We start from the raw sequence: 14,520 nt of genomic DNA on the forward strand, positions 1-14,520 counted from the left end.
AGCACTTTTTATCTTTTTTAGAGCAAAAGTTCCTTTCATACAGCTTATGAACGAAACTTTTTATCTTTTTGAAAGCAAAAGTTCCTTTCATATCACCTATGAACCCCACTTTTACCCTTTTGAAAGCAAAAGTTCCTTTCATGTTAGGAATTTATTTCATGCGCTTCATTACTTCCGTGTTCGCGGCGAAACCAGAAGAGCTTCGAATCTCTTCGACTGCTTCCATTGCTCCGTTCCTCAAGTACCCTCGCAAACGTACACTCCGGTACTCACTCCGTCGCATCCTCGACCTTCTCGCTCCTCTTGCCCCGCCGGGTAACCGGTTCTTACTCTATACTAGACCTTTGGTCCTTCAAGCCCATACCTCACACGAACAAAAAAAGCCCAGCGCCTAAACGCTGAACTTTTCTTATCTCTTTGCCTGGCAACGTCCTACTCTCACAGGGGGACAGCCCCCAACTACCATCGGCGCTGAAGAGCTTAACTTCCGTGTTCGGTATGGGAACGGGTGTGGCCTCTTCGCCATCATTACCAGACATATGAAGTTTGAAGGTTTGGTCCTTCAAAACTAGATAACATATTTTCATATCAAGAAAGTGATTGTATCGTTCTAATTTGGTTAAGTCCTCGATCTATTAGTATTCGTCAGCTACACGTGTCGCCACGCTTCCACCTCGAACCTATCTACCTGATCATCTTTCAGGGATCTTACTAGCTTGCGCTAAAGGAAATCTCATCTTGAGGGGGGCTTCATGCTTAGATGCTTTCAGCACTTATCCCGTCCGCACGTAGCTACCCAGCTATGCCTTTGGCAAGACAACTGGTACACCAGCGGTGCGTCCATCCCGGTCCTCTCGTACTAAGGACAGCTCCTCTCAAATTTCCTGCGCCCACGACGGATAGGGACCGAACTGTCTCACGACGTTCTGAACCCAGCTCGCGTACCGCTTTAATGGGCGAACAGCCCAACCCTTGGGACCGACTACAGCCCCAGGATGCGATGAGCCGACATCGAGGTGCCAAACCTCCCCGTCGATGTGGACTCTTGGGGGAGATAAGCCTGTTATCCCCGGGGTAGCTTTTATCCGTTGAGCGATGGCCCTTCCATGCGGAACCACCGGATCACTAAGCCCGACTTTCGTCCCTGCTCGACTTGTAGGTCTCGCAGTCAAGCTCCCTTGTGCCTTTACACTCTACGAATGATTTCCAACCATTCTGAGGGAACCTTTGGGCGCCTCCGTTACTCTTTAGGAGGCGACCGCCCCAGTCAAACTGCCCACCTGACACTGTCTCCCACCCCGATTAGGGGTGCGGGTTAGAATTTCAATACAGCCAGGGTAGTATCCCACCGACGCCTCCACCGAAGCTAGCGCTCCGGCTTCTCAGGCTCCTACCTATCCTGTACAAGCTGTACCAAAATTCAATATCAGGCTACAGTAAAGCTCCACGGGGTCTTTCCGTCCTGTCGCGGGTAACCTGCATCTTCACAGGTACTATAATTTCACCGAGTCTCTGGTTGAGACAGTGCCCAGATCGTTACGCCTTTCGTGCGGGTCGGAACTTACCCGACAAGGAATTTCGCTACCTTAGGACCGTTATAGTTACGGCCGCCGTTTACTGGGGCTTCGGTTCAAAGCTTCGCTTGCGCTAACCTCTCCCCTTAACCTTCCAGCACCGGGCAGGCGTCAGCCCCTATACTTCGCCTTGCGGCTTCGCAGAGACCTGTGTTTTTGCTAAACAGTCGCCTGGGCCTATTCACTGCGGCTCTCTCGGGCTTTAACACCCTAACAGAGCACCCCTTCTCCCGAAGTTACGGGGTCATTTTGCCGAGTTCCTTAACCAGAGTTCTCTCGCTCACCTTAGGATTCTCTCCTCGCCTACCTGTGTCGGTTTGCGGTACAGGCACCATTCTCCTCGCTAGAGGCTTTTCTTGGCAGTGTGAAATCAGGAACTTCGGTACTAAATTTCCCTCGCCATCACAGCTCAGCCTTTATGAGAAGCGGATTTGCCTACTTCTCAGCCTTACTGCTTGGACGCGCATATCCAACAGCGCGCTTACCCTATCCTCCTGCGTCCCCCCATTGCTCAAACGGAGTGAAGGTGGTACAGGAATATCAACCTGTTATCCATCGCCTACGCCTTTCGGCCTCGGCTTAGGTCCTGACTAACCCTGAGCGGACGAGCCTTCCTCAGGAAACCTTAGGCATTCGGTGGATGGGATTCTCACCCATCTTTCGCTACTCATACCGGCATTCTCACTTCTAAGCGCTCCACCAGTCCTTACGGTCTAGCTTCAACGCCCTTAGAACGCTCTCCTACCACTGTTCGTAAGAACAGTCCGCAGCTTCGGTGATACGTTTAGCCCCGGTACATTTTCGGCGCAGAGTCACTCGACCAGTGAGCTATTACGCACTCTTTAAATGGTGGCTGCTTCTAAGCCAACATCCTGGTTGTCTAAGCAACTCCACATCCTTTTCCACTTAACGTATACTTTGGGACCTTAGCTGGCGGTCTGGGCTGTTTCCCTCTTGACTACGGATCTTATCACTCGCAGTCTGACTCCCATGGATAAGTCTTTGGCATTCGGAGTTTGACTGAATTCGGTAACCCGATGAGGGCCCCTAGTCCAATCAGTGCTCTACCTCCAAGACTCTAACACATGAGGCTAGCCCTAAAGCTATTTCGGAGAGAACCAGCTATCTCCAGGTTCGATTGGCATTTCACCCCTACCCACACCTCATCCCCGCACTTTTCAACGTGCGTGGGTTCGGGCCTCCATTCAGTGTTACCTGAACTTCACCCTGGACATGGGTAGATCACCTGGTTTCGGGTCTACGACCACGTACTCATTCGCCCTATTCAGACTCGCTTTCGCTACGGCTCCGTCTCATCGACTTAACCTTGCACGGGATCGTAACTCGCCGGTTCATTCTACAAAAGGCACGCTATCACCCGGGTTTTTTCCGAAGAAAAAACATAGGGCTCTAACTACTTGTAGGCACACGGTTTCAGGATCTTTTCACTCCCCTTCCGGGGTGCTTTTCACCTTTCCCTCACGGTACTGGTTCACTATCGGTCACTAGGGAGTATTTAGCCTTGGGAGATGGTCCTCCCTGCTTCCGACGGGATTTCTCGTGTCCCGCCGTACTCAGGATCCACTCAGGAGGGAACGAAGTTTCAACTACAGGGCTTTTACCTTCTACGGCTGACCTTTCCAGGTCGCTTCATTTACCCCGTTCCTTTGTAACTCCATGTTGAGTGTCCTACAACCCCAAGAGGCAAGCCTCTTGGTTTGGGCTAATTCCGTTTCGCTCGCCGCTACTCAGGAAATCGCGTTTGCTTTCTCTTCCTCCGGGTACTTAGATGTTTCAGTTCCCCGGGTCTGCCTTCATTACCCTATGTATTCAGGTAAAGATACTACTCCATTACGAGTAGTGGGTTTCCCCATTCGGAAATCTCTGGATCAAAGCTCACTTACAGCTCCCCAAAGCATATCGGTGTTAGTCCCGTCCTTCATCGGCTCCTAGTGCCAAGGCATCCACCGTGCGCCCTTAATAACTTAACCTCGATATCGCGAATAGATATCTTTAAAAAGAAAATTTACTAAGATGAACGATACTTTTGATGTATCTTGACATTACTTATGTTATCTAGTTTTCAAAGAACATGGTTCGATAGCTTTTATACTATCTAAAGTTTGAAAGAGGAATGCTCTCTCAAAACTAAACAAAACAACAAGCGTATTATTCCTTAGAAAGGAGGTGATCCAGCCGCACCTTCCGATACGGCTACCTTGTTACGACTTCACCCCAATCATCTGTCCCACCTTAGGCGGCTGGCTCCTAGGCACAACTTAACTTCCTATCATAATTATAAGAGGCTAAGTTGTGCCCAGGTTACCCCACCGACTTCGGGTGTTACAAACTCTCGTGGTGTGACGGGCGGTGTGTACAAGGCCCGGGAACGTATTCACCGCGGCATGCTGATCCGCGATTACTAGCGATTCCAGCTTCATGTAGGCGAGTTGCAGCCTACAATCCGAACTGAGAACGGTTTTATGGGATTGGCTCGACCTCGCGGTTTTGCTGCCCTTTGTACCGTCCATTGTAGCACGTGTGTAGCCCAGGTCATAAGGGGCATGATGATTTGACGTCATCCCCACCTTCCTCCGGTTTGTCACCGGCAGTCATCTTAGAGTGCCCAACTTAATGCTGGCAACTAAGATCAAGGGTTGCGCTCGTTGCGGGACTTAACCCAACATCTCACGACACGAGCTGACGACAACCATGCACCACCTGTCACTTTTGTCCCCCGAAGGGGAACGCCCTATCTCTAGGGAAGGCAAAAGGATGTCAAGACCTGGTAAGGTTCTTCGCGTTGCTTCGAATTAAACCACATGCTCCACCGCTTGTGCGGGCCCCCGTCAATTCCTTTGAGTTTCAGTCTTGCGACCGTACTCCCCAGGCGGAGTGCTTAATGCGTTAGCTGCAGCACTAAGGGGCGGAAACCCCCTAACACTTAGCACTCATCGTTTACGGCGTGGACTACCAGGGTATCTAATCCTGTTTGCTCCCCACGCTTTCGCGCCTCAGCGTCAGTTACAGACCAGAAAGTCGCCTTCGCCACTGGTGTTCCTCCACATCTCTACGCATTTCACCGCTACACGTGGAATTCCACTTTCCTCTTCTGCACTCAAGTTTCCCAGTTTCCAATGACCCTCCACGGTTGAGCCGTGGGCTTTCACATCAGACTTAAGAAACCGCCTGCGCGCGCTTTACGCCCAATAATTCCGGACAACGCTTGCCACCTACGTATTACCGCGGCTGCTGGCACGTAGTTAGCCGTGGCTTTCTGGTTAGGTACCGTCAAGGTACCGGCAGTTACTCCGGTACTTGTTCTTCCCTAACAACAGAGCTTTACGACCCGAAGGCCTTCATCGCTCACGCGGCGTTGCTCCATCAGACTTTCGTCCATTGTGGAAGATTCCCTACTGCTGCCTCCCGTAGGAGTCTGGGCCGTGTCTCAGTCCCAGTGTGGCCGATCACCCTCTCAGGTCGGCTACGCATCGTTGCCTTGGTGAGCCGTTACCTCACCAACTAGCTAATGCGCCGCGGGCCCATCTGTAAGTGATAGCCGAAACCATCTTTCAATAAAGAACCAGGAGGTTCTTTATATTATCCGGTATTAGCTCCGGTTTCCCGAAGTTATCCCAGTCTTACAGGCAGGTTGCCCACGTGTTACTCACCCGTCCGCCGCTAATCTTCAAAAAGCAAGCTTTTATCAGATTCGCTCGACTTGCATGTATTAGGCACGCCGCCAGCGTTCGTCCTGAGCCAGGATCAAACTCTCCGAAGAGTGTTTGAGCTTATGCTCATAATGTTTGCTGACTAATGTCAATTAATTGTTTGTTGTTAATCTTAAAGATTAACTTACACGCTGTTGTTTTGTTTAGTTTTCAAAGAGCTTTTTGTTAACGCCGCTCCAAAAGCGACCTCATTAATATAACACGTTTTAAACATTCATGTCAACAACTATTTTCAAGAAGTTTATTTGTACAAAATGAATTGGTTACTGACTTGATTGATTATATCATGCAGAAAATTATATTGCAATTATTATTTTCAAAAGTTATTTTAGTCCCCTTCTATAGTACAATTACTATTTACAATATTAAAAGTCAGACGTTGTAAACATCTGACTTTTAATAGAAAGCTATTATTTTATATCTTCTATATAAAGATCTAACCTTTGTTTTAGTGAAATAAACTCACCAGTTTTCTGAACTTTTACCATTGGTCTTGTTGGAGAGTCTTGTTCAATAAACGCAACTTCCGCTACATCTCCACTTGAAAGCTTCACAATCGTTCCAATACTTATAGAACAAAAAACAGCAATCAACGCCTTAACCACTAATAAGTCAAATTTGCCGAAAGCCTCTTGCTGTAGTTGCTCAAGTACTTTATAAGGAGACTGCTTAGGTCTATACATTCTTTCTGAAGTCATTGCATGATAGACGTCTGCTACGGAAATGATCCTACTAACTGTGTGTAATTTATCATCTTGTAACCCAAACGGATAACCACTACGATCTTGTCTTTCATGGTGTTGTAAGATAGCTAATTTCACTTCATCCTGTATGTACGGGATTTTACTAACCATTTGATAGCTATAGATTGGGTGTTCTTTTATTTGTACGAATTCATCCTTCTTCAGGATTGAAACGCTTTGTAGAATTTTAGAATCGATTCTACACATTCCGCAATCCATCAAAAACGCTGCTACCGCGACAATAGCAATCTCTCTTTTTTCTAATTGCATTTGTTGAGCAATACTGACGGAAATTAAGGATGTAGCGACTGCATGGTGATAGAGATAATCTCTTTTATTAGAATAATGATGAATATTCCTCACATTTCTCGGTTCAGCTAAAAGTCGTTCTATAAGAGGGATAATGGTTTGTCTTACCACTCCATAATCAATGTGAGCACCTGATTGCCATTTACCGAATAGTTTTTTATAGTTTTGTACGGTATTAAAGTATATTTGAACAAAATCTTCCTCTTTATCTGCAGGAGCAATTGTTTCGTCCATTTCTTTCGGTAAAAATGGCTCTCCATTTGCTAAAGTTGGCTCGACTTCTACCTCATCTATTAAAAATGATTCTAATACTTTAATATGCTCGGGTGTTAGTATTGTGTTTTTCGTAATAATAGGTTTATTTGTTAAAGATTTAATATTCTTTGCCAATATACAACCTTCTACTAAACTGCCAGTATTCACTAACATACTCAAATTGCCTCCTATCCTTGCAAATGAGGTTAAAAATAATACAAAGAGAGACACTAATACGTGTCCCTCTTTATTAAATTATTCAAGCCTTTTATTCAGTATCTTCAGAAGAGATTTCTTGAACAGACTCTTCAGTATCTTCTTCGTACTCATCTATGGTTTCTTCTTCTTTATCTACTCTTGCAACAGTAGTAACAAACTCATTTTCCGCTAGCTTTATTAGCTTCACACCTTGAGTATTTCTTCCCATTTGAGAAATACCTTCAACAGCCATACGGATAAGTACACCACTTGCAGTTATAATCATTAGATCTTCGTTTTCTGTTACAGTTTTTACGGAAATTAGATCACCATTTTTTTCTGTAATGTTACATGTTTTAATTCCTTTTCCACCACGACTTTGGATACGATATTCTTCAGCAGTTGTACGCTTACCGTAACCGTTTTTCGTAACAACAAGCACATCTAGGTCGTTTTCAAGAATCTCCATACCAACTACTTCGTCTTCCTCTGACAGGTTAATCCCTTTTACTCCTGATGCAGTTCTACCCATTGAGCGCACATCTGTTTCTGGGAATCGGATTAGCATACCTTTTTTCGTACCGATGATCATTTCTTTTGTTCCATCTGTCATTTTGACAGATATTAACTCATCACTTTCACGTAATCCAATTGCAATTAATCCGTTTGTACGTATATTTGCAAATTGAGTTAATGGTGAACGCTTAGAAACACCGTGTTTTGTCGTGAAGAATAAATACCAATCATCTACAAAATCTTCAACTGGAATAATTGCGTTAATCCATTCACCCTTTTCAATCTCTAGAAGGTTAATGATTGGTATACCTTTTGCTGTTCTACTAAACTCCGGAATCTCATAACCTTTTGCTCTATAAACTTTACCTTTGTTCGTGAAGAATAGAAGGGTATCATGCGTAGATGTTGTTAATAAATGTTCTACAAAATCATTTTCATTCGTACCCATTCCTTGAATTCCACGGCCACCACGTTTTTGGCTTCTATAAGTCGATAATGGTAAACGTTTAATATATCCGTTATGCGTTAGAGTAATGACTACATTTTGACGAGGAATTAAGTCCTCATCTTCAATATTTTCTAAACCAGCAACAATAATTTCAGTTCTTCTCGTATCATTGAAGCGCTCTTTTACTTCTGTTAGCTCTTCACGGATAATTTCTAATACTTTTTCTTCGTCCGCTAAGATAGCTTTTAATTCAGCGATAAGAGCGATTAAACCTTTGTACTCTTCTTCAATCTTTTCTCTCTCTAATCCTGTTAAACGTTGCAAACGCATATCTAAGATTGCTTGAGCTTGTCTTTCAGATAGAGAGAACTCTCTCATTAATCCTTCACGAGCAATATCTGTCGTTTGTGAAGCGCGGATTAGGGCAATGACTGCATCTAGATGATCTAGGGCAATACGTAATCCTTCTAAAATATGTGCTCTTGCTTCCGCTTTACGTAATTCAAAAGCTGTACGACGCTTAATTACTACTTTTTGATGCTCTAAATAATGATATAAGCATTGCTTTAAGTTCAATACTTTAGGCTCACCATTCACTAATGCTAGCATGTTGATTCCGAAGCTAGTTTGAAGTGCTGTTTGCTTATATAGATTGTTTAATACTACATTTGCATTAGCATCTCTTTTTATTTCGATAACGATACGCATACCATTACGGTCAGACTCGTCACGCAAATCAGAAATACCTTCTAATTTTTTATCTCTAGCTAAATCAGCAATTTTTTCTATCAGTTTAGCTTTGTTTACTTGGTATGGTAATTCGTGAACTAAGATTACTTCACGGCCATTACTCTTTGTTTCTATTTCAACTTTTGCTCGAATAGTAATAGATCCTCTACCAGTTTCATAAGCTTTTCTAATTCCGCTTCGCCCTAGAATTTGTCCAGAAGTAGGAAAGTCTGGACCTGGTATAATTTCCATTAGTTCTGGAATTGTCATTTCAGGGTCTTTGCTTAATGCTAATACTCCATCAATAACTTCCCCAAGTTGATGTGGCGGAACGTTTGTCGCCATACCAACAGCGATACCCGCCGCTCCATTTACTAGCAAGTTTGGAAATCTTGCAGGAAGAACGACTGGTTCTCTTTCTGAACCATCATAGTTATCTTGGTAATCTATCGTGTCTTTATTTATATCTCTTAAAATTTCCATCGAGATTTTAGACATTCTTGCTTCCGTATAACGCATTGCCGCTGCTGCGTCACCATCTACTGATCCAAAGTTACCGTGTCCGTCGATAAGCATATAGCGGAAGTTAAAATCTTGTGCCATCCTAACCATTGTTTCATAAACGGCAGAGTCACCATGTGGATGGTACTTACCAATTACTTCTCCAACGATACGTGCAGATTTTTTATACGCTTTATCTGAATGCATTCCTAAATCATTCATTGCATATAAAATACGGCGGTGTACAGGTTTTAATCCGTCGCGTACATCTGGTAAAGCACGTGAAACAATAACACTCATTGCGTAATCAAGGAAGGATGTTCTCATTTCTTGACTAATATTAATTTCTTTCACTTGAGAGGATTTCTCCGTCATCTTTTTGGACCTCCTTGCGAAAATTGGTTCTTACCAATTATCACTCTATGTAAAACCTCTGATAGTCATCACTATCTCGTTTTAAATTTTATTGCCAAAGTCTAATCTCTATTTATGGAACTTCTTAAAAGCTGCTTTTATGAAGAAGCAGCTCATAAGAAAGGTTTATATATCTAAGTTTTTCACATATCGTGCATTGTCTTGAATAAAGTTTCTGCGCGGTTCTACTTTTTCACCCATTAAAATTTCAAACGTTTCATCCGCTTCAATAGCATCTTGTAAGTTCACTTGTAATAGTGTTCTTGTGTCAGGATCCATCGTTGTCTCCCACAGCTGTTCAGGATTCATCTCTCCTAATCCTTTATAACGCTGAATAGATGCTTTTGGTTGTTCATTCATTGTTTTTAAAATTTCATCTAGCTGTTTCTCATTATAGGCATACTCAATTTTTTTACCTTGTTGAATTTTATATAATGGTGGTTGGGCAATATAGATGTAACCATGCTCAATAATTTGACGCATATAACGATAAAAGAACGTTAACAATAACGTACGGATATGTGCTCCATCTACATCGGCATCAGTCATAATGACAATTTTATGATACCTTGCTCTTGAAATATCAAATTCTTCTCCAATACCAGTACCAAGAGCTGTAATAATAGTACGAATCTCATTGTTAGAAAGAATTTTATCTAAACGCGCTTTTTCAACGTTAATTATTTTTCCTCTTAAAGGTAATATCGCTTGGAAGTGACGATCACGACCTTGTTTAGCAGAACCACCTGCAGAGTCACCCTCAACGACATAAATTTCACTAATGCTAGGATCTTTTGAAGAACAATCTGCCAGTTTACCAGGTAAACTAGAGATTTCGAGCGCGCTTTTTCTACGAGTTAATTCACGAGCTTTCTTGGCAGCCATTCTAGCTCTTGAAGCTGTTAAGCCCTTTTCTACAATCTTTCTAGCTGCAGAAGGATTTTCTAAAAGGAACGCTTCAAATTTCTCTGAGAATAATGCATCCGTAATCGTTCTAGCTTCACTGTTCCCAAGCTTTGTTTTCGTCTGTCCTTCAAATTGCGGGTTAGGGTGTTTGATGGATACGATAGCAGTTAAGCCTTCTCGAACATCTTCCCCAGTTAAATTACTATCAGCATCTTTAAAGATATGATGTTTACGAGAATAGTCATTAATTACGCGTGTGAGGGATGTTTTGAAACCAGACTCATGTGTTCCACCTTCATACGTATTAATGTTATTCGCAAATGAGTATAAATTACTTGTGTAACTATCGTTATACTGTAGAGCAACTTCAAGGGAAATCCCCTCTTTTTCACCTTCTACAAACACTACTTCATCATGAATAACTTCTTTTGTACGATTTAAATGTTCTACGTAGGAAGCAATACCACCTTCATAATGATATTCGTTTTTCTTACCTTCTTCTGTACGAGTGTCTTCGATTGTAATTTTAATTCCTTTATTTAAGAACGCTAATTCTCGTAAACGATGAGCTAAAATATCGTACTCGTATTCAGTAGTTTCTGTGAAAATCTCATCATCTGGTACAAAGTGAATGATTGTTCCCGTAATTTCTGTTTCACCAATTATTTCTAAATCAGCCGCCGGAACCCCACGTTCAAACTTTTGATAGTGGATTTTACCGTCACGGTGAACAAAAACTTCTAATTTAGTAGATAAGGCATTAACAACAGAAGCACCAACACCGTGCAATCCACCTGATACTTTATAACCGCCACCGCCAAATTTCCCTCCAGCATGTAGCACTGTCATGATTACTTCTACTGCAGGACGTCCCATCTTTTCATGAATACCGACAGGAATACCACGCCCGTTATCTTTTACCGTAATGCTGTTGTCTTTCTCAATCACTACATTTATTTCATCACAATAACCAGCAAGTGCTTCGTCAATACTATTGTCAACTATTTCCCAAACTAAATGGTGTAATCCTTTAGAACTAGTTGTACCAATATACATTCCAGGTCTTTTTCTTACGGCTTCTAAACCTTCTAATACCTGGATTTGACTTTCATCATAAGCATTTTCAAGCAATTCTTTTTGCTCCATTGTCACTTCCATCACCTACACTTTTTTTATCGAACAACATGGTCACCCTTTTAACACAGGGGTATATCAAAATCTAATTCGTTAAATCATTTCTAAATATGATGTATCTATTCTTTTCTTTAACGTGGTCGATGCTAAAGGGGAAAGATATATAGATTCATCCGTAATAACAACAGATTTTATGTCTTGTTTGCTAATGTTTTTTATCTTTTTAGACATATGGATTGGTAACATTTCTTGCCAATTTGATTGCAGTAGCCGCTTATCTAAAATAGCAATTATTTTAGAAGCACGGATCATTACTTCCTCACCGATGTGTAAGTACAATCTTTTCACCTCAGTTTGATTTTCTAATAGATCCAGCCGTCACATAGAAAGTCGCGGCTCTTTTTAATGTTTCATGGTCTATCCCGTCAACACTTGTTGTTGTAACAAACGTTTGTACTTTCCCTTGAATGGTATGTAGCAAGTGGGATTGTCGATAGTCATCTAATTCTGATAAAACGTCATCAAGTAAAAGAATTGGATAGTCTCCAATTACGGAATAAATTAAATCTATTTCAGCTAATTTTAAAGAAAGAGCTGTTGTTCTTTGTTGACCTTGAGAACCAAACGTTTGCACTTCTTTTCCGTTCACATAAAATAGTAAGTCATCTCGGTGTGGTCCAAATAAAGTAATGCCTCTTTCTTTTTCTCTATCTTTTATTTTATCAAACTTTTCGTTATATGCTTCTATCATTTTCGTCAAATTTACATTTTCTGATACATAATCGATAGAAGGTTTATAAATTATAGACAATTCTTCCAACCCTCTACTAATACTTGCGTGGATTGGCTTCGCCCATTTTTCTAACATTTTAATGAATTCTACTCGTTTTATCGTCACTTTTGCAGCAAGTTCAATCATTTGATCTGTTAATACTTGTAACATCGTTTCATCCATCTTTTTTTTCATTTGAGCTTGCTTTAAAAAATGATTGCGTTGTTGCAACGTTTTTTGGTATCTTGCTAAATCGTGCATATAGACTGGTGATACTTGTCCTAGTTCCATATCAATAAAACGTCTTCTTACTTGCGGACTACCTTTTACTAAGTCAAGGTCTTCCGGTGCAAACATAACAACGTTCATATGCCCTATATATTGGCTCAGCTTCTTTTGTTCGATATGATTGCATTTAGCTTTTTTTCCTTTTTTAGATATAACTAACTGTAAGGGAATAGATCCGTTACGTTTTTTCACTCTACCTTCTATTTTAGCATATTCTTCATCCCATCTGATAAGATCTTTATCATTAGACGTCCGATGTGACTTTGCCATCGCTAAAACATAGATAGATTCCATAATATTTGTTTTTCCTTGGGCATTTTCTCCTAAGATAACGTTAACTCCTTGATCAAACTCAACCCCGATGGTGGAATAATTACGGTAATTCTTCAATTGCAATTCTTCAATAAACAATTAATTCACCAACTCATCTTTATGAAACGATTTGAAAACGACCAATGCCGTTAATAGAAATTACATCACCATCTCTTAACTTTCTCCCACGTCTATCTTCAGGTTCATCATTTACAAACACTTCATGTTCGCTTAAAAACCATTTAATCATTCCGCCAGACTGAATTACATCCGCTAATTTTAACATTTGACCGAGTGTTATATAATCCGTATCAATTTTCACTTCTGTCATTTTTATCCCTCTTTTACTTTTACTTTTAGTCTCTACTTCTTATTTTACTAAAAGTTTGCCATATAGAAAAGAAAGCTACCAACAAACTTTTCTGTTAGTAGCTTTACCTCTTTTTTAGATATTAGTTTTTAGTAAGTTCGTACTGGTAAAATTAATTGAAGGATGGAGTCGTCATTAGCTGTAGAAATTAAGAACGGACGCATCGCTCCAGTGAAGTCCACTTCAATTTCAGTACCTTCTAATGCTTTTAACGCATCCATCATATATTTCGCACTAAAGGAGATTTTCAACTCTTCTCCCGTAATTTCATTACTTTGCACTTGTTCTACTACTTTCCCAACTTCAGGTGAATTAGACGAAACTTCAAGTAAGTTAGTATCTAATGTTGAGAGTTTTACCACATTATTTCTACCTTCACGTGCTAAAAGAGAAGCTCGATCAATGGCTTGTAAAAACTCTTTTGTTTGGACCTTAATATTCGTTTTGCTCTCATTTGGAATTAAACGAGAAGTATCTGGATAATTGCCATCTAATAAACGAGAGAAAAATAAAATATTTTTCGCTTTAAATAATACTTGGTTTTCAGTAATAACGATATCTACTAATTCATTTGTGTCATCTAAAATTTTACTTAACTCGTTTAGGCTCTTCCCTGGAATTACGACATTACATGCCAAGTCATTTTCTTTTTCTACTTTTGCTTTTCTTAATGCTAAACGGTGGCTATCTGTTGCAATACAGATTAACTCGTCTTTTTCTAGTTTCCAGTTTACACCTGTCAAGATCGGGCGTGTTTCTGACGTGGACACTGCAAATACCGTTTGACGGATAATGTTCTTTATTAAGTCCGTCGGTAGTCTGAACATATTATCTTCTTCGATTTGCGGTAAGTGCGGGTACTCTTCAGCATCCTGTCCATTTAAGTTAAATTCAGATTTACCAGAACGAATTACTGTAACAAAATGATTCTGCACTTCAATTTCTACCGTATCTTGAGGTAACTTTTTTATAATTTCACTGAAAAACCTTGCTTGTAAAACGATGCCGCCTGTTTGAAGGATTTCTACATTTTCTGATCCATCTTCTTCTGTAGGAATAAAGGATTCAATAGATATATCGGAGTCACTTCCTGTTAATGTTACTCCTTCTTCTGTAGCAACGATCTTAATACCAGTTAAAATTGGAATAGTAGTTCGAGAAGAAACTGCTTTTAATATATCTTGAACACTTTGTACCAGTTTATCTCGTTGGATAACAAATTTCATTTTTATCCTCCTCATATATGCAAATCAAATTTATCTTTATTATTGCGCTTATTTAGTAGTTTTTTATAACAGAATATAAGAATTAGAAATCATA

At 41.0% G+C, this 14,520-nt stretch carries 7 protein-coding genes and 3 rRNA genes; all 10 read right to left on the reverse strand.

All coding sequences use genetic code 11. The annotated features are described in order from the left end of the window. Positions 1 to 419: 419 nt before the first annotated feature. Positions 420 to 536, reverse strand: a 5S ribosomal RNA gene (rrf, locus tag CDZ89_RS00470). 79 nt (positions 537 to 615) lie between these two features. Next, positions 616 to 3,565: ribosomal RNA gene (locus tag CDZ89_RS00475) — 23S ribosomal RNA — on the reverse strand. Between the two features lie 189 nt (positions 3,566 to 3,754). Next, positions 3,755 to 5,355, reverse strand: a 16S ribosomal RNA gene (locus CDZ89_RS00480). Together the 16S, 23S and 5S rRNA genes form the textbook arrangement of a ribosomal RNA operon. A gap of 360 nt (positions 5,356 to 5,715) precedes the next feature. Further along, a complete protein-coding gene (locus CDZ89_RS00485; RefSeq protein WP_096156150.1) occupies positions 5,716 to 6,786 on the reverse strand; it encodes an HD-GYP domain-containing protein in 1,071 nt (356 codons plus the stop codon). Positions 6,787 to 6,880: 94 nt separating this feature from the next. After that, on the reverse strand, positions 6,881 to 9,379 hold the full coding sequence (gyrA, locus tag CDZ89_RS00490) for a DNA gyrase subunit A (RefSeq protein WP_096156152.1): 2,499 nt from the start codon (positions 9,377 to 9,379) through the stop codon (positions 6,881 to 6,883). A gap of 165 nt (positions 9,380 to 9,544) precedes the next feature. Next, entirely contained in the window at positions 9,545 to 11,470 is a 1,926-nt protein-coding gene (gene gyrB / locus CDZ89_RS00495) for a DNA topoisomerase (ATP-hydrolyzing) subunit B (protein WP_096156154.1), read from the reverse strand. Between the two features lie 81 nt (positions 11,471 to 11,551). Further along, positions 11,552 to 11,797, reverse strand: a complete 246-nt coding sequence (gene remB / locus CDZ89_RS00500; RefSeq protein WP_096156156.1) for an extracellular matrix regulator RemB — start codon at positions 11,795 to 11,797, stop codon at positions 11,552 to 11,554. Positions 11,798 to 11,807: 10 nt separating this feature from the next. Further along, a complete protein-coding gene (gene recF, locus CDZ89_RS00505; protein WP_096156158.1) occupies positions 11,808 to 12,929 on the reverse strand; it encodes a DNA replication/repair protein RecF in 1,122 nt (373 codons plus the stop codon). A gap of 19 nt (positions 12,930 to 12,948) precedes the next feature. Further along, positions 12,949 to 13,161, reverse strand: a complete 213-nt coding sequence (gene yaaA / locus CDZ89_RS00510; protein ID WP_096156160.1) for a S4 domain-containing protein YaaA — start codon at positions 13,159 to 13,161, stop codon at positions 12,949 to 12,951. A gap of 128 nt (positions 13,162 to 13,289) precedes the next feature. Beyond that, entirely contained in the window at positions 13,290 to 14,426 is a 1,137-nt protein-coding gene (dnaN, locus tag CDZ89_RS00515; protein ID WP_096156162.1) for a DNA polymerase III subunit beta, read from the reverse strand. Positions 14,427 to 14,520 lie beyond the last annotated feature (94 nt).

Source organism: Bacillus alkalisoli, assembly GCF_002797415.1.
GTDB classification, from domain to species: Bacteria; Bacillota; Bacilli; order Bacillales; family Bacillaceae_I; genus Bacillus_CD; species Bacillus_CD alkalisoli.